The organism is Actinoplanes sp. HUAS TT8 (assembly GCF_051380535.1).
GTDB lineage: Bacteria > Actinomycetota > Actinomycetes > Mycobacteriales > Micromonosporaceae > Actinoplanes.
In genome coordinates this window covers 3,444,542-3,460,152 of sequence record NZ_CP195646.1, presented here as the reverse complement: position 1 = coordinate 3,460,152, position 15,611 = coordinate 3,444,542, and the positions used below count along the sequence as shown (strand labels likewise).

Sequence of the window (15,611 nt, the reverse complement as noted above, 5' to 3'; positions counted from 1 at the left end):
CATGCGGCGCTGGATCGTCGGCGCGCTCGTGGTGGTGCTCGCGCTGCTGTCCGGCTCGGCGGTGTGGGACAGCCGCCGGCACCGGCAGATCACCGAGGACATCATCCATGCCGCCGGGCAGGTCTCGGCGTACCAGCAGGCCGCCTACCTGTCGGCGCGGGAGATGGCACTGATCGAGGGCGCGGCCAACAACCCGAGCGGGCCCGAGCGCGAGGAACTGCTCGACGTCGACCAGCAGGCCTACGCGGCCACCATGACGCTGTCCGGGATCGACGACGAGCGGGCCGACGCGATCGAGGCCGGCAACATCGGTCAGCGGCAGCTCAACCTGCGCCAGGAGATCATCTGGTATCTGCAGCTGCTCGACCGCGGGGAGCACACCCGGGCGGTCACCTTCCTGGAGGGGAGCATCGTCCCGGCGTACCGGAGAAACATGGCCCAGCTCCAGGAACTGCGCGACCGGCATCAGGACCGGTATGTGCTCCGGGCCGCCGAGGCCCGCGAGGACTCGCAACGGCTGTTCTGGCTCAGCGTGATCAGTCTCGGTCTGACCGTCGTCATGCTCGGCCTGTTCGTGTGGACGCTGCGCGCGCACCGGATCCGGGTCGAGACCCTGGCCGCCACCGACACCCTGACCGGGCTGCCCAACCGGGCCGCGTTCACCGCGCACACCCAGCGCGCCCTGACCGCCGGGCTCACCGTGCTGACCGTCAACATCGACGGCTTCCGCCTGGTCAACGACCAGCTCGGGCCGTCCATCGGCGACCGGCTGCTGGCCGAGGCGGGCTGGCGGCTCTCCGGCTCGGTCCGCGACACCGACCTGGTCGCCCGGATCGGCGGCGACGAGTTCGCGATCCTGCTGCGCGACACCGACACCGAACGCGCCGAGATCGTCGCCGAACGGCTGCGCGAGGCGTTCGACCAGCCGTTCCAGCTCGGCGACCTGACCGTCGACCTGGAGATCAGCATCGGCGCCGCGACCGCCGCGCCCGACGACGACGTGAGCACCCTGCTCGGGCACGCCGACAGCGCCATGCACGAGGCGAAACAGCAGCACGAGGGTTTCCGCCGCTTCGCCCCGCACGCCGGCCCGGACAGCGCCGACCGGCTCAGCCTGCTCGGCGACCTGCGCCGCGGCCTCGACGACCCGGAGCAGTTCACGCTGCACTACCAGGCGAAAGTACGCCTCGACGACGGCTCGGTGTCCAGCGTCGAAGCCCTCGCCCGCTGGCACCACCCGATCAAGGGGCCGGTCTCGCCCGGCCAGTTCGTGCCCGTCCTGGAGTCGACCAGCCTGATCCACCGGTTCACCGACCGGGTGCTGGCCATCGCCCTGCGCCAGTCCCGCGCCTGGCTGGACGAGGGCCGCCGGGTGGCGATCGCGGTCAACGTGTCCACCCGCAGCCTGCTCGACGAGACGTTCCCGGCCCGCCTGGCCGCCCTGCTGGAGACCTCCGGTGTGCCCGGGTCGCTGCTCTGCATCGAGATCACCGAGTACACCGTGATGTCCGACCCGGGCACCACCATCGCCGCGCTGCATCGCATCCGTGAGCTGGGCGTCAAAACATCAATAGACGATTTCGGTACGGGATACTCGTCGCTCGCCTACCTGAAACTCCTCCCGGTCGACGAGCTCAAGATCGACCGTTCCTTCGTGGCCGACATGGTCACCGACCCGAGCAGTCACGCCCTGGTCGCGTCCGCCGTCGACCTGGCCCACAACCTGGGCCTGACCGTGGTCGCCGAGGGCGTCGAGGACGCCCCGACCGCCGAGGCACTGCGCGAACTGCACTGCGACACCGCCCAGGGCTACTTCTTCGCCCGCCCGGTGCCGGCCGAGGAGGTCTGCCTGGACCCCCGCTCGATCCCGGTCACCGTGGGCAGGTCCGGCTAGCCACCGCGGCCCCGCGTCCCGATATCTCGTAGTCGATCTTCGCGGCACGCTCTACGCTCGCCGCATGCTGCTGCTGGTGCCCGCGGACGTCCTGCGCCCCCGCCGTCCCGACGAACATTTCGCCGAAGAGGTGTCGGCCGCGCGTGACGCCGGGATCGAGGTCGCGGTCATCGACCACGACGCGCTGGCCCGTGGTGGCTCGGCCGACGCCGCGGTGGCCCGGATTCCGGCGGCCGACCACCCCACCCGCACGGCTGCCGTCTATCGCGGCTGGATGCTGCGGGCCCCGGCCTACGAGGCCCTGGCGGACGCTCTCGCCCGGCGCGGGGTCGCCCTGCGGACCAGCGCCTCCGACTACCGCGGGGCGCACGAACTGCCGGGCTGGTATGCGACGGCGGCCGCGCACACCCCGGAGACCGTCTGGACCACCGGCGACGACCGGGACGACTTCACGGCGGCCTGCGCGGCGCTGGGCAGCGGCGCGGCGGTACTGCGCGACTACACGAAGTCGATGAAGCACCACTGGGCCGAGGCCGCGTACATCCCCTCGGTCGCCGACCCGGACGCGGCCTGGAAGGTCGCCGCCCGGTTCCGTGAGCTGCGCGAGGACGAGTTCACCGGCGGTTTCGTCCTGCGCCGCTTCGAGTCGTTCACCGGTGCCGAGGCCCGCACCTGGTGGGCCGGCGGCGACTGTCGCCTGGTCACCGCCCACCCCGACACCCCGGACGACCTCCCAGCGGCCGACCTCGACCCGACCTTCCTGGCGCCGTCGATCCGCGCCCTGAACCTGCCCTTCGTCACGGCCGACCTGACCCGGCGCGACGACGGCCGGTGGCGACTCGTGGAGATCGGCGACGGCCAGGTCAGCGACCGCCCCCGCACCACCCCGGCGGCCGACCTGATCGCCGCACTGACCGGCGCCCACCGGGTCTAGCCGGCCGGGGCGTCGTACCGGTTTCTCACGAATGCCCCCAACCGTCCGGCGAAGTTCGCCAACGTCGACGCCGCCGCGTGGCGCGAGTCCCACACGGCGGCGAGCCGGATGCTGAGGTCGCGCCCGCCCACATCGACCGCCAGTGCCGCCAGCCCGAACCGCGGGTCGTCGGACGCCACCGCGATCCCCCGCCCGGCCGCGGCGAGGGCCTGGGCCACGGTCCCGTTGGCCGCCTCGATCACCGACGTGTACGTGGCCCCGGCCGCCGTGACCGCCGCCTCCAGGGACTGCCGCGCCGTGAACGCCACCGGCTGCACGATCAGCGTCTCGGTGAGCAGTTCGGCCAGCGGCACCGACGACCGCCCGGCCCACGGATGTTCCGCGGCCACGTACGCCCACACCGGCAGCACGGCCAGCGCCAGGGACTGAAAAGGATCGGGTGCCCGTACGGTCCCGATCGCCAGATCGGCCCCGAGCCGCAACGTCTCCACCGGTGACAGTCCGTCAGCCCCGAGCACGTCCGCGGTCGGGTCCTCGGGGGCCAGTGTCGCGATGAACGGCGACACCACATCGGTCAGTGTCACCGTCGGCGCCCCGATGGTCAGCCGTTCCAGCCGTCCCGACGCGGCCACCATGGCCGCGACCCGGAACGCGTCCACGCGCTGCAGGACGTCCCGGGCCTGCGGCAGCAGCGCCCGCCCGGCCGTGGACAGTTCCAGCCGGCCACCGGTGCGGTCGAACAGTTCGATCCCGAGGGAGCGTTCGAACTGCCGGATCTGGCGGGACAGCGACGGTTGCGTGAGATGCAGGGCGGCCGCGGCGGCGCTGACCGTGCCGGCTTCCGCGGTCGCGACGAAGTACCGCAGCAGTCGCAGCTCCACCTATGCCTCCCAGGCATGCACATCCAGCCCAACAGGACTTGGACGAGCATAGTCCCAGGTGAACACACTGTTGGATGTGAGCCTCGAACAGAAACGCCGGCTGGTCACCGAGTTGCCCGGTCCGCGCTCCCAGGAACTGATGGAACGCAAGCTGGCTGCGGTCGCGGGCGGCGTCGGCACCACCATGCCGGTGTTCGCGGCGCGCGCCGAGGGCGGCATCGTGGTCGACGTCGACGGCAACCACCTGATCGACCTCGGTTCCGGCATCGCGGTGACCACCGTGGGGGCCAGCGCGCCGCGGGTCGTCGCCGCGGTGACCGAGCAGGTCGCGGCGTTCACCCACACGTGTTTCATGGTCACGCCGTACGACGGTTACGTGTCGGTCGCCGAGGCGCTGAACCGCGTCACTCCCGGTGATCACGAGAAGCGCAGCGTGCTGTTCAACTCCGGTGCGGAGGCCGTGGAGAACGCGGTGAAGATCGCCCGGGCCCACACCGGCAGGGACGCCGTGGTCGTTTTTGATCACGCGTATCACGGCCGGACGAACCTGACGATGGCGATGACGGCGAAAAGCATGCCGTACAAGCACGGGTTCGGCCCGTTCGCGCCGGAGGTGTACCGGGCGCCGGGCTCATACCCGTACCGTGACAATGGTCTTGATGGTCGAGCCGCCGCCGCTCGCGCCATCGACCAGATCGAGAAGCAGATCGGTGCCGACAATCTGGCCGCGCTGGTCATCGAACCGATCCAGGGCGAAGGCGGTTTCATCGCGCCGGCCGACGGTTTCCTGCCCGCGCTGGCCGCGTGGTGCCGCGCCAACGGCGTCGTCTTCGTCGCCGACGAGGTCCAGACCGGTTTCGCCCGCACCGGCGACTGGTTCGCCTGCGACCGCGAGGGCGTCGTCCCCGACCTGATCGTCACCGCCAAGGGGATCGCCGGCGGTCTGCCGCTCTCCGCGGTGACCGGCCGCGCCGAGATCATGGAGGCGCCGCACTCGGGCGGCCTCGGCGGCACCTACGGCGGCAACCCGATCGCGTGCGCCGCCGCGCTGGCCGCGATCGAGACGATCGAGGCCGACGGCCTCGTCGCGCGAGCCCGTGAGATCGAGGCCCGGGTTCACTCCCGCTTGCGGGAAATCCAGATCAAGGACAACCGCCTGGGCGACGTACGGGGTCGAGGGGCGATGCTGGCCGTCGAACTCGTCCGCGCCGGCGGTACCGAACCCGATCCACGGCTGGCCCGCGACGTCGCCCGTTACGCCCACCAGCGTGGCGTGATCGTGCTGACCTGCGGCACGTACGGAAATGTTCTTCGTTTCCTGCCGCCCCTGTCGATCTCCGACGACCTGTTGGACGACGCGTTCGACGTCATCACCGCCGCCTTCGAGGAGATCCGATGAGCACCATCACGGTGGTCGACCCCGCGTCGCTGACGCCGGTCGCCGAGGTACCGGACCAGGACGTCACCGCCGCCCGCGCCGCGGTCGACGCCGCCCACCAGGCGTTCCCGGCCTGGTCGCGGACCGCCCCGCGGCACCGCTCGGAAATCCTGCACCGCGCGTTCGAGCTGATGCTGCGCGACCGCGCGTCGCTGGCCGAACTGATCGCCCGGGAGAACGGCAAGTCGCTGACCGACGCGGCGGGCGAGGTCACGTACGCGGCCGAGTTCTTCCGCTGGTTCGCCGAGGAGGCCGTCCGCCCCGGCGGCGAGTACGGCGAAGCCCCCGCCGGTGGCGCCCGAACCCTGGTCACGCACCGCCCGGTCGGCGTCGCCGCCCTGGTCACGCCCTGGAACTTCCCGGCCGCGATGATCACCCGCAAGATCGGCCCGGCCCTGGCCGCGGGCTGCACGGCGGTGGTGAAGCCGGCCGCCGAGACCCCGCTGACCGCACTGGCCATCGCCCGCCTGCTGACCGAGGCCGGCGTCCCGGACGGCGTGGTCACCATGGTCACCACCACGGACGCCGCCACCGTGGTCGGCGCGTGGCTGAGCGACCAGCGCGTCCGCAAGATCTCGTTCACCGGTTCCACCGCGGTCGGCCGGGTCCTGCTGCGCCACGCCGCCGACCGCGTCGTCAACTCGTCGATGGAGCTGGGCGGCAACGCCCCGTTCATCGTCACCGACGACGCCGACCTGGACGCGGCGGTCGCCGGAGCGCTCATCGCCAAGTTCCGCAACGGCGGCCAGGCCTGCACCGCGGCCAACCGTTTCTACGTCCACGAGGCGGTCGCGTCCTCGTTCGTGGCCCGCTTCGGCGCCGCCGTCGAGAAGCTGACCGTCGGCGCCGCGGCCGACGGCGCCGACATCGGCCCGCTGATCAGCGCCCAGGCCCTGCGCCGGGTGTCCCGGGCGGTCGCCGACGCCGTCGCGGCCGGCGCCCGGATCTCGCACCAGGCGGCCACACCCGCCCTGCCCGGCCACTTCTACCCGCCGACGATCCTGGTCGACGTCGCCCCGGACGCCGCCATCCTGCAGGAGGAGATCTTCGGGCCGGTCGCCCCGATCGTCACCTGGTCCGACGAGGCGGAGATGCTCGCCCAGGTCAACGCCACGGAGTACGGCCTGGCCGGCTACGTCTTCTCGTCCGACCTGGCCCGCGCCATCCGCCTGGGCGAAGCGGTCGAGGCCGGCATGGTCGGCATCAACCGGGGCCTCGTCTCCGACCCGTCGGCCCCGTTCGGCGGCGTGAAGCAGAGCGGCCTCGGCCGGGAAGGTGCGCGGGAGGGGCTGCGCGAGTTCCAGGAGACCCACTACCTGAGCGTCGCCTGGCCTTCCTGAACCGCCGAATCGCGATGGGCGGCCGCTCTCGGTCCCGAGCGGCCGCCGCCTCGCAGCCCACCGTGAGTTGATCGGGCCTGCCAGACTCGCCCGCATGTCTCCCGACCCCGAGCAGGCCGTGTTCACCGACTACGACAGTTTCGCCGAGGCGTACGCCGCCGAGACCGAGTCCAGCCTGGAAAACGCCTACTACGCCCGCCCGGCCGTCCTGAACCTGGCCGGGGACGTCACCGGCCGCCGGATCCTCGACGTCGGCTGCGGCGCCGGCCCCCTGCTCGAATCCCTGCGCGATCGCGGGGCCGTCGTGACCGGCATCGAGCCCAGCGCCAAGATGCTGGCCCTGGCCCGCAAGCGGCTCGGCGACGACACCCCGCTGCACCAGGGCGGCCTGGGCGGCGCCCCGCTGCCGTACCCCGATGACGCCTTCGACGACGCCGTCGCCTGCCTGGTCCTGCACTACCTGCAGGACTGGCAGGCACCCCTCGCCGAGTTACGCCGCGTGCTCGTCCCCGGCGGCCGGCTCATCGTCGCCGTCAACCATCCGCTCATCTACAAGATGCTCCGGCCCGAAGGCGACTACTTCGCCGTCGAGGAATGGTCCGACGAGTTCACGTTCAGCGGCCGGACCGCCGTGCTGACGTTCTGGCACCGCCCCCTGCACACGATCCTCACCGAGTTCCTCACCGCCGGCTTCCGCATCACGGCCGTGAGCGAACCGCCACCCGCCCCCGAAGCCCACGACGTGTTCCCCGACCTCGTGACCTCGCCCTCGGGTTCGTTCCTGGGCTTCCTGTTCCTGGTCCTCGAGGCCGCCTGACGCCCCGACACGCCCGGCCGCCCCACCCGCGGCCGGCAGCGACCCCTCGAAACCGATGCTGCACGATCGTGCGCGGGACCCGTCATTCCTCGATCTGCAGAACGATCCGCCCGTCGGCGACACCCTTGTACCACCGCGCATCCGCCGTCATCACATCCACGCCCAGGTCAAGGGCGAGCATCGCCGCCGAGGCACAGTCCGCCCGCCCGGTCAGCGACCGCAACGCCACGAGCGAATCCCAGTCCTCGGCGTCATCGGTGATCAAGAACGTGGCCGGGTGAGCGATCAGCAGATCCAGCCGCTCCCGGTCGATCATCGCCGTGTTGTGACCGGCCTCGACCAGACACCACAGCGGCAGAATCACCGCACCGTTCTCGTCGTTGATCTCGGCCAGAGTCTCGCCGACCGCAACCGACCCGCGCACCCACGCCGTGATCGCCGACGTGTCGAGGACCAGCTTGGCGTCCCGCCCCTCCGTCACGCGGGCCGCGACCGCAGCCCGGCGAGGAACGCCGCCCGCCCCTCGGTGTCACGCGCACGCTCAGCCTTACGCCGCCGCTGCCGCGCCCGCGCCTTGCCCTCGTCGGTGACGGCCAGCCCCATGCGCGCGTGAATATCCTCGACGCTCAGTTTCGAACTGGTGTCCTGTTCCATTCCCACAGACTAACCGCCCTTTCGTACTCCTCCTAGCCACCATTCCCCGGGCACACACCCAACCCCGCGCCAAACCACCCAACACGAACACAAGACGGCGCGGACACGTTACGGACAGCGTGGCCGAACTACCCAAGGCCGGGCGCACCGACCGGGCCGACCGGAAACGCAACACCGTCTCCGCGCTGATCTGGACCAAAGTCACCCAGGGCGAACACCGATTCGCCCCGCACCGCCGGTCCGCACCCGGCTTCCGGCCCGGCGCTCCCGAAGACCGCAGCCTGGACATCGACCGTGCCTGGTGGCGCGCCCGCAACAACGAACCCCACCGGTACTACCCCCAGCTTGACGCCGTCTGCGAGCGGTACGCGGCCGACCTTGCATGGCGCATCGACCAACCACCACAGCCAGCCGCTCCAGGCGATAGCCCAACATGACGTTGATGCCGTACCGGCAAGGCCGCCGTGGCTCTGGCCAGGCGGCACTGCACGCCGAGACGGAGATCTGGCGAAAGATCGACGATGGGCACTAGAGTTAAAGCGCCAAGATCAATCGATCCTGGGTCGCGTGAGCGTGAGGATGCTGAAGTGATCAACCTTGCCCGAAAAGCAACGGCCGTACGCGCCGGGGTCGTGTCGGCTGCCATTGCGGCAACAGCCCTCGTTGGAATCGGCAGCCCCGCCGAGGCCGCCTACCCGACGACCACCTTCACTGTTACGTACGGCAATACCTTCAGCACGGGCAATATCACTTGGTTCAATCAGAGTGTCCGCCTCGTTGGGTCCACGACGATTACTGCCGGCAACTGGCGCGGGACACAGGCGGGTACTTATTACTACAACAGTAATGGGTCCGACGTGTTCCTGGATGGTGCGGGCGACCCCGCTTACCATAATACGGGCACTAGCACTATCTCCCGCCCGTTCGATTTCACGGTGCAGGCTGATGTCACTGGCGGCGCTGCATACGTGAAGGTCACCCTCGTCGACCAGAACGGTGTGATTGCGTACAAGAAGTGCTTCAAGTCGACCCCCTGCTGACAAGCATAAACTCAGCCCTTCCAGTCCCATCTTGCAGGTCAGCGCAAGTTAGACAGTGGTTTTGATCGGTAAGGGCGGGGCTCAGGACGGGGCAGCTATCGACTGCGACTCGATGCCCCAACCGGAGCCTTGCCCGACGATCCCGTTGACGACGCCTAGACGTTGCAGGCCCCAGGGTTCTCGGCTCTCTTGCTCATTAGCCTGGTGGTAGCGCCACGATCAACGGGTAGCGCTGCCGGATACGCGTCGGCAACGGGTCGGCGTCCTGGCGAGGCCTGCAACCCGATCACGAGCCGGCCGCCGCGCTACTGCCCGACGATTATTGACTCGGCTGCGTGAGTCGAGCTGGAAGTAAGGTCTGCTTTTTGCCGGGCCGTCGCCGCCCTCACCGCCTGGGACCACCCACCCGCCTTCGCCGCCACCATCGCCGGCCCGCTCGGCGTCCTGTCCGTCGCCGGACGGCTGATCTCCACCGGCCTCCAGCGCCGCCACCGAACTACCACCATCACCGCCGGCATCTTCGCGATCCAGGCCGCTGCAGCCCTGCTGCTTCCCGCCGTCGGCGCCAGCACTGGCGGCCCATCGTGGCGGTGGTCGGGTTCGGCATCGGCTTCGGCGTGGCCACCATCGCCAAACCGGTCATCCTCGCCGAGCGCTACGACACCCGCCGCTACGCCACCCTCGCCGGCGTCCTGGTCGCGCCGATGACCCTCGCCAAAGCCAGCGCACCCCTCGGCCGCCACCCTGCACACCGCCACCAACTCCTACACGTGTTGAGCGCCAGATAACTGACCTCCGCGGCGCCGGTTAAATGCCCGGTCGGCGTGGCGATCGTTTCTGGGACTGCGGGCAGGCCGATCAGCAGCGGACAACCTTTCGCGAAGGCCCCGACGGACCTCGGTGCTGGTCTCCTGGGCGGTCGTGCCGCGGGGGTTGTCGTCGTATCAAACGAAACGATCACGGTGACAACTATCGCTGTCCGGGTGACAGCTATCGCTGCCCGTCACACACGGACACCGCCCCATTCGGCTCGGCCCAGGCCCAAGCCCAACCCCGCCCGGCGCCGACACAAGACAACGCAGCCTCAGCGCCCCTCGGCAGGGCGCGGCCCAAGCCCCGCGCTGCACCACCCCATCCAGCCCCGCCTGACACGGGCGCAAGATGGCACACCTGAACCCCACCGGCGCAACCCCGGCCAAGCCCCGGCACGGCCCCGCCCGGCATGCACACACTGCGGCAGTCAAGCCCCGGCTCTCACCCGCCCACGTCGGCGGACCCCATGGCAAATGTGTTCGCCCCGGCGTTGACCATGTGTTTGGGTGACGTCATGGGCCAACCGACATTGCGGACCGATCGCCTCCTCCTGGTGCCCCTCGCGGACCGCCATTTCGAGCTCGAAGTCGAACTGGACGCCGATGCCGAGGTCCTCCGATACATCTGGGGGCGGGCACGCACCCGGGACGAGGTCGTCACCTCGCACGCCGAACGCATGGCCCTGGCCACCAGGGTCGACGGCCTCGGTTACTGGATGGCCTTCGGTTCGGAGGGCGGCCGCCGGAGTCCACCGCGCCGGAGACCGAGACCGAGGGCGAGTTCGTCGGCCTGATGATGTTGCCGCCCGCGCACGGCGAGGATCAGCCCGACGACCCGACGATCGCCGAGCTCGGATACCGCCTGGCCAGGCGATACTGGCGGCAGGGCCTCGCCGGCGAGGCATCCCGCATGCTGCTGCGCCACGCGTTCGACACTGTCGGCCAGAGCCGGGTGATCGCGCAGACGATGGCCGTCAACATCGGTTCCCGCGGCGTCATGGAGACCATCGGCATGCGATATGTCCGCACGTTCCACCCCCTCTGGGACGACCCGCTGCCCGGTTCGGAGAACGGCGAGGTCGAATACGAACTGACCCGCGAGATGTGGACCGCCCGCCGCGGAACGCTGTAATTCAAAAGACGATTTCCGCCGTACGCCGATAGGCCGCCGCCGGTGAAATTCCTGCGCCGCAATCGTGGAGATTCCGCTCCTACGCGGCCCGCCACCGCCGCTTCGGCGCCTAAAACCCCGGCCGCTCGCCGGCACGGCACCATCGCCCGAACCGACCGCCGCGCCGACACCCGACAATCCAGGCACAGCGCCGCCACCCGACAATCCGGACGCAGCGCGGTCACCCGCCAATCCAGGCGCAGCGCAGTCACCCGACGATGCGGCGAGCTGGTCAGGCCACGGCATAGCGGGCCAGCTCGGATCGGGTGAAGCGAACCCGGTCGGTCTCCGCACCGCCGGAGGCCGCCAGCTGGTCGGCCAGGTCATGGGCGGCCTCCAGCCGATGCTTACGCCGTCGCCGATCGCCGCTGCCGCCACCGGACCGGTACCGTCGCCGCTGCCGCCACCCACCCGACAGCGCGGCCAGCTCGTCCGGGCTGAGCACGCCGGCGTCGACCTCGGGCGCCATCACCGCCCGCATCGCCCGGCGCTCCGGCCGCACGGTGATCTGGAAGACCGTGATCACGATGGCGAACGCCAGCAGGGTGATCCCGATCAGCAGTCCGAGCAGCACCGTCCCGCTGCCTTGCGCGAACGCGCTCGTCGAGTCCCACAGGAAGTGCAGCAGCATGGCGAGCAGCATCAGGAGCAGCCCCCGAGCCGGCCGCCGCCGCTGACCGGGCGTGCCGAGCAGGTAGATCAGCCCGGCGCCGAAGACCGCCGAGTACAGGATGTGCGACGAGAACCCGGTCAACAGGCGCAGGAAGACCGTGCTCAGGCTGGTCCGGAGCTGGTGCGAACCGAACTCGTCGGGCGCGGACTGCAACGCGTACAGAATGTCCTCGAGGATCTCGAAGCCGAGCCCGCAGAACGCGCCCAGGATGAACCCGTCATATGCGGTCCGCACCACGCGCGGGGCCAGGTAGAGCAGGAGCAGCACACCGGCGCCCTTGCCGAGCTCCTCGAAGAACGGCGCGGTCAGCCCCGGCCCCCAGTCGAGGACGAAGTCCTGGCCGAGGAGCTTCTGGTACAGGTTCATCAGGCTGGTGTTGCCGTTGATCGCGATGGTCCACGTCGCCCCGAACGCGCCCCACACGAACGCCGCCGCTCCGAGCCCGACCGGCTGCCGTGAATACCGGTCGATGCGCGCGGTGAACCACCAGAACAGCAGCCCGTAGACCGCGAAGATCACGCTGGCCGCGGCGAGCGCCGGCCCGTAGACCCGGACCTGGGAGTCGACCAGGCCGAACGCGTACCAGAACCCGTATCCGACCACCGCGACGTAGACCCAGAAGCAGGCGTTGCGCGGCTGCCACGGCTGGAACCGGTTGCCCCACCCGGTACGTTCGATCGCGGCCTCCCGCTCGGCCACCGGCGAGGTCATGCCGCCACCGCCCGGACCGAACGGATCATGTCGGTCACCGCGGGCGTAGAGCTCTCGTCGACGCTCTCCGGCCCGATGGCGATGATCTCCACACCGGTCTGGCCGAAGACGAAGGCGGCGACCAGGCCCTTGGCGTCGGTGCCGTCGAAGTGCGCGATCACGCCGCGATCCCCCGCGCTGTTGGTGAGCGTGACCGGATCGCCGGTCACCCGGAAGCCACCGTTGTCCCGGAAGCCCTCGTTGTTCTTCCTGATCTGGGCAAGCAACTGGGCCGGCGTGCCGTCGTAGGTGTCGGCGACGACGCGGAAGGTGACCCCCTCGTACGTCAGCACGACGTGATCGGGATAGCTGCCACCGGTCGTGAGTTCGCCACGGCGGAGCCCGTCGACCAGGTTCGCCCCGGTCACCGGCACGAACTCGACCCCCGGCCCGACCTGGACCACGTCACCGGCCCGGGTCGGATTGTCCACCGGGACGGCGTCGTCGATGCCCGGCACGATCCACAGTGCGAGCGCCACCAGCAACGCGACGAGCGCCGCCGGCAGCAGGGTTCTCCGGTCCAGGCCGAGGAATCGGTGCTCGACCGGCACCCACCGATCCCGCCAGCGATGATCTTCTGGACTCAGCATGGCCGATGCCGCCACGTGCCCTCCCCCAAGCCGCGGATCGAATCCCGACGCTAACAGCCGGCCGGCGACGAATCGATGACCGCCGGATTCCGGTCGGTCACCAGACCACCGAACCCGGCGACCGCCTCACGGCCGCGCCTCTGGTTCTCCGTGATGTAGGGACGCAACTCCTTCTCGTACTGTTCAAAAGCGGTCGTGTGATCCTCGCCGTGCACGGCCAGGCAGCGCGCCAGGGTGGACGCGGCGACGAGCGCCTGCGAGGTGCCCATGCCGCTGGTCGGCGCGGCGCAGAACCCCGCGTCGCCGAGCAACGCCACCCGCCCGGTCGACCACCGGTCCAGATGCACCTGGCAGGTGGCCGCGAAGTAGAAGTCGTCGGCGGTCGCCATGTCGGCCAGCAGCCGCGGCTGATCTGCGAAGAGCTCCCGGGCGGCGGCCTCGTGTGCGGCCCGATCGGGCAGCGCGGCCGAGGTGGCGAAGGACAGGCTCACCGTCATCCGCGACCGATCCTCGGCCGAGAAGGCATACACCGCGCGGCCGGGCTCGGCCTGCAACCGGCCACGATGATGCAGCCCGAAATGATTCGCGGTGGTGAAGCCCACACCGGACATGCCGAGATGCTGGATCGGATCGCCGCCGGGAAACACGAGACGGCGGACCGCCGAATGCACCCCGTCGGCTCCGAAAACCAGGTCGAAGTCCCGGGTCGGCGCGCGCTCGAAGGACACGGTCACCCGGTCGTCGTGCTGGACGAGCGCGGTGATCGTGTCGTCGAACAGGTAGGTCACGTCGGCCACCCGCTGCAGGATGCCGGTCAGCACGCTTTTCGGCACCTCAAGCTCGCCCGCGAAGGTGGACGCCGGGAGATTCCCGACCGTCGTGCCGGACGCGTCCACCAGGAGCGTGCCGCGCATGTGTATCTCATGCTCGCGGACCTCGTCCAGGATGCCGATGGTCGCCAGCACCGGGATCGCGTCACCGCGGAAATCCACCGCATAACCGCTGGTCCGCGGGCCGGGTGCTCGCTCGACGACCGTCACCTCCCATCCGTCACGCCGTAGGAACCAGGCCAGGGCAGGTCCGGCGACGCTGGCGCCGGAGATCAGTGCGCTCCTCATGCCGACGACCCTAGCCCCGATTTATCCATCCGGTCAATCCAAGCGGATAAACCATGCGGTTAAGGAATGAGGTACGATCGCGGCGTGGGAAACCGGGAGGCCCTGATCGAGGGCGCGAAGCAGTGCCTGACCGAGCGCGGCTGGGCTCGCACGACGGTGCGTGACATCGCCACGGCCGCCGGGGTCAACCACGCCGCGATCGGCTATCACTTCGGCTCCCGCGAGTCACTGCTCATCCATGCCCTGGTCGAGGCGGTCGAGGAGCTCTCCGCGACCGTCGCCGAGCGCTCGCAGGGCCACTCCCACCAGGAGCGATGGCAGTCACTGATCGACACCTTCGACACCCATCGCCCGTTGTGGATGGCGCAACTCGAAGCCGCCGTTCAGGCCGAGCACTCCCCCGAGCTGCGCGAGCGGCTGGCCGACGCCCTGCGGCAGAGTCGCCAGGGCCTCGGCGGCTCGGTGCCGCTGGCCGTGCTCTCCGGCCTGATGATCCAATGGCTGATCGACCCGGACGAGGCGCCCGACGGCGCGCAGGTGGTCGTCGAGCTCCACGCCCAGGCCGAGGAGGGGTGACCCGCGATGCCCGACGTCCGCAGCGCCCTGGCCACAGCCCTTCCCGGCTTCGTGGCCGAGTCCGTGGCGCTGCTCGGCGACGGGCTCGACAACGTCGTTTTCCAGATCAACACCGATTTGCTCGTACGGTTCGGGAAGTCCCCTGATCCGGATCGGACAAGCCGCGAGGCTCAGCTGCTGGCCGCCCTGCAGTCCGTCTCGCCCCTGCCGGTTCCGGAGCCGGTGTTCGGTCCCGCCGAGGCCCAGCAGGACTGCCTGGCCTACCGCAAGCTCCCCGGCATCCCCTTGATCGAGGTCACCGAGCCGGCGAACCTGCCCCGGATCGCGGAAACCCTGTCCGACTTCCTCCGCACGTTGCACGCCGTGCCGCTCGACCAGTTGCGCGGCCTGGTGGACGTCGACGACCAGCCCCTGCCGGAGTGGCTGGCCGAGGCCGCGGACATCTTCCCGATGGTCGCCGACCGCGTTCCGGCCCGATTCCGCCCCCGGGTCGAGCGGTTCCTGACCGCCACGCCGCCGCCCGGCCCGTCCACCCTGGTGTTCTCCCACAACGACCTGGGCATCGAGCACGTCCTCGTCGACCCGCGGACATCGGCGGTCACCGGCGTCATCGACTGGAGCGACGCCGCCCTGACCGATCCCGCGTATGACTACGGCCTGCTCTTCCGCGACCTGGGCCCAGCCGCCCCGCCCCCGGCCGAGCTCCGCGACCGCGCCGTCTTCTACGCGCGCTGCGCCCTGCTGGAGGACTTGGAGTACGGATTGGAGACCGGCCGCCGCCGCTACGTCGACAAGTCCCTGTCCGCCGTGGAGTGGCTGTTCCCCACCGCCTGATCCCCAGCCACCGCCAATTCCCCAGCCACTGACACTGCCGCGCCCGCTACCACCGCCGCTGCCGCTCCCGCTCCCGGTGGCTCTGACGC

18 protein-coding genes are annotated in these 15,611 nt (G+C 70.3%); 12 read left to right on the top strand and 6 right to left on the bottom strand.

What is annotated here, in order from left to right; genetic code table 11:
• Position 1: 1 nt before the first annotated feature.
• Complete coding sequence (locus tag ACSHV8_RS15490) at positions 2 to 1,894, top strand: putative bifunctional diguanylate cyclase/phosphodiesterase (protein WP_436533595.1); 1,893 nt, start codon at positions 2 to 4, stop codon at positions 1,892 to 1,894.
• Between the two features lie 64 nt (positions 1,895 to 1,958).
• Positions 1,959 to 2,828: an ATP-grasp domain-containing protein gene (locus tag ACSHV8_RS15485; RefSeq protein WP_436533593.1), complete on the top strand. Its 870-nt coding sequence runs from the start codon at positions 1,959 to 1,961 to the stop codon at positions 2,826 to 2,828.
• On the opposite strand, the gene ACSHV8_RS15480 is transcribed toward ACSHV8_RS15485, so the two are convergent.
• Positions 2,825 to 3,709: a LysR family transcriptional regulator gene (locus ACSHV8_RS15480; RefSeq protein WP_436533591.1), complete on the bottom strand. Its 885-nt coding sequence runs from the start codon at positions 3,707 to 3,709 to the stop codon at positions 2,825 to 2,827. The genes ACSHV8_RS15485 and ACSHV8_RS15480 overlap by 4 nt on opposite strands.
• 67 nt (positions 3,710 to 3,776) lie before the next feature.
• Here ACSHV8_RS15480 and gabT point away from each other — a divergent pair, with 67 nt between their 5' ends.
• The 3 genes from gabT to ACSHV8_RS15465 all read left to right on the top strand — a co-directional run bounded on the left by gabT (position 3,777) and on the right by ACSHV8_RS15465 (position 7,304).
• The gene (gabT, locus tag ACSHV8_RS15475; protein ID WP_436536774.1) at positions 3,777 to 5,108 is read left to right on the top strand and encodes a 4-aminobutyrate--2-oxoglutarate transaminase; all 1,332 of its coding nucleotides are present in this window, start codon (positions 3,777 to 3,779) and stop codon (positions 5,106 to 5,108) included.
• Positions 5,105 to 6,487, top strand: coding sequence for an NAD-dependent succinate-semialdehyde dehydrogenase (locus ACSHV8_RS15470; RefSeq protein WP_436533589.1), 1,383 nt, complete (start codon positions 5,105 to 5,107; stop codon positions 6,485 to 6,487). The genes gabT and ACSHV8_RS15470 overlap by 4 nt, the downstream gene beginning before the upstream one ends.
• 94 nt (positions 6,488 to 6,581) lie before the next feature.
• Positions 6,582 to 7,304, top strand: coding sequence for a class I SAM-dependent methyltransferase (locus tag ACSHV8_RS15465; protein WP_436533587.1), 723 nt, complete (start codon positions 6,582 to 6,584; stop codon positions 7,302 to 7,304).
• 82 nt (positions 7,305 to 7,386) lie between these two features.
• Here the strand turns inward: ACSHV8_RS15465 and ACSHV8_RS15460 are convergent, their stop codons facing one another.
• The gene (locus ACSHV8_RS15460; RefSeq protein ID WP_436533585.1) at positions 7,387 to 7,785 is read right to left on the bottom strand and encodes a hypothetical protein; all 399 of its coding nucleotides are present in this window, start codon (positions 7,783 to 7,785) and stop codon (positions 7,387 to 7,389) included.
• A complete protein-coding gene (locus ACSHV8_RS15455) occupies positions 7,782 to 7,958 on the bottom strand; it encodes a hypothetical protein (RefSeq protein WP_436533583.1) in 177 nt (58 codons plus the stop codon). The genes ACSHV8_RS15460 and ACSHV8_RS15455 overlap by 4 nt, the downstream gene beginning before the upstream one ends.
• Positions 7,959 to 8,077: 119 nt before the next feature.
• Here ACSHV8_RS15455 and ACSHV8_RS15450 point away from each other — a divergent pair, with 119 nt between their 5' ends.
• From ACSHV8_RS15450 to ACSHV8_RS15430, 5 genes are all read left to right on the top strand, one after another.
• Positions 8,078 to 8,395, top strand: a complete 318-nt coding sequence (locus tag ACSHV8_RS15450; RefSeq protein ID WP_436533581.1) for a hypothetical protein — start codon at positions 8,078 to 8,080, stop codon at positions 8,393 to 8,395.
• 150 nt (positions 8,396 to 8,545) lie between these two features.
• Positions 8,546 to 8,998: a hypothetical protein gene (locus ACSHV8_RS15445; RefSeq protein WP_436533579.1), complete on the top strand. Its 453-nt coding sequence runs from the start codon at positions 8,546 to 8,548 to the stop codon at positions 8,996 to 8,998.
• Between the two features lie 584 nt (positions 8,999 to 9,582).
• Complete coding sequence (locus tag ACSHV8_RS15440) at positions 9,583 to 9,786, top strand: hypothetical protein (RefSeq protein WP_436533577.1); 204 nt, start codon at positions 9,583 to 9,585, stop codon at positions 9,784 to 9,786.
• Between the two features lie 578 nt (positions 9,787 to 10,364).
• The gene (locus tag ACSHV8_RS15435; protein ID WP_436533575.1) at positions 10,365 to 10,604 is read left to right on the top strand and encodes a hypothetical protein; all 240 of its coding nucleotides are present in this window, start codon (positions 10,365 to 10,367) and stop codon (positions 10,602 to 10,604) included.
• Complete coding sequence (locus ACSHV8_RS15430) at positions 10,604 to 10,942, top strand: GNAT family N-acetyltransferase (protein ID WP_436533573.1); 339 nt, start codon at positions 10,604 to 10,606, stop codon at positions 10,940 to 10,942. The genes ACSHV8_RS15435 and ACSHV8_RS15430 overlap by 1 nt, the downstream gene beginning before the upstream one ends.
• A 271-nt stretch (positions 10,943 to 11,213) precedes the next feature.
• Here ACSHV8_RS15430 and ACSHV8_RS15425 read toward each other — a convergent pair whose 3' ends face one another.
• Genes ACSHV8_RS15425 through ACSHV8_RS15415 form a run of 3 tightly spaced genes read right to left on the bottom strand, consistent with a single transcriptional unit; the run spans position 11,214 to position 14,112 of the window.
• The gene (locus tag ACSHV8_RS15425; protein WP_436533571.1) at positions 11,214 to 12,365 is read right to left on the bottom strand and encodes a PrsW family intramembrane metalloprotease; all 1,152 of its coding nucleotides are present in this window, start codon (positions 12,363 to 12,365) and stop codon (positions 11,214 to 11,216) included.
• A complete protein-coding gene (locus ACSHV8_RS15420) occupies positions 12,362 to 13,009 on the bottom strand; it encodes a hypothetical protein (RefSeq protein ID WP_436533569.1) in 648 nt (215 codons plus the stop codon). Before ACSHV8_RS15420 ends, ACSHV8_RS15425 begins: the two co-directional genes overlap by 4 nt.
• A gap of 35 nt (positions 13,010 to 13,044) precedes the next feature.
• Complete coding sequence (locus ACSHV8_RS15415; protein ID WP_436533567.1) at positions 13,045 to 14,112, bottom strand: FAD-dependent monooxygenase; 1,068 nt, start codon at positions 14,110 to 14,112, stop codon at positions 13,045 to 13,047.
• A gap of 84 nt (positions 14,113 to 14,196) precedes the next feature.
• On the opposite strand from ACSHV8_RS15415, the gene ACSHV8_RS15410 reads away from it, so the two are divergent.
• Both ACSHV8_RS15410 and ACSHV8_RS15405 read left to right on the top strand, forming a co-directional pair.
• Positions 14,197 to 14,688, top strand: coding sequence for a TetR/AcrR family transcriptional regulator (locus ACSHV8_RS15410; RefSeq protein WP_436533566.1), 492 nt, complete (start codon positions 14,197 to 14,199; stop codon positions 14,686 to 14,688).
• A 6-nt stretch (positions 14,689 to 14,694) separates the two neighbouring features.
• Positions 14,695 to 15,522, top strand: coding sequence for a phosphotransferase family protein (locus ACSHV8_RS15405; protein ID WP_436533564.1), 828 nt, complete (start codon positions 14,695 to 14,697; stop codon positions 15,520 to 15,522).
• The last annotated feature ends 89 nt before the right edge of the window (positions 15,523 to 15,611 follow it).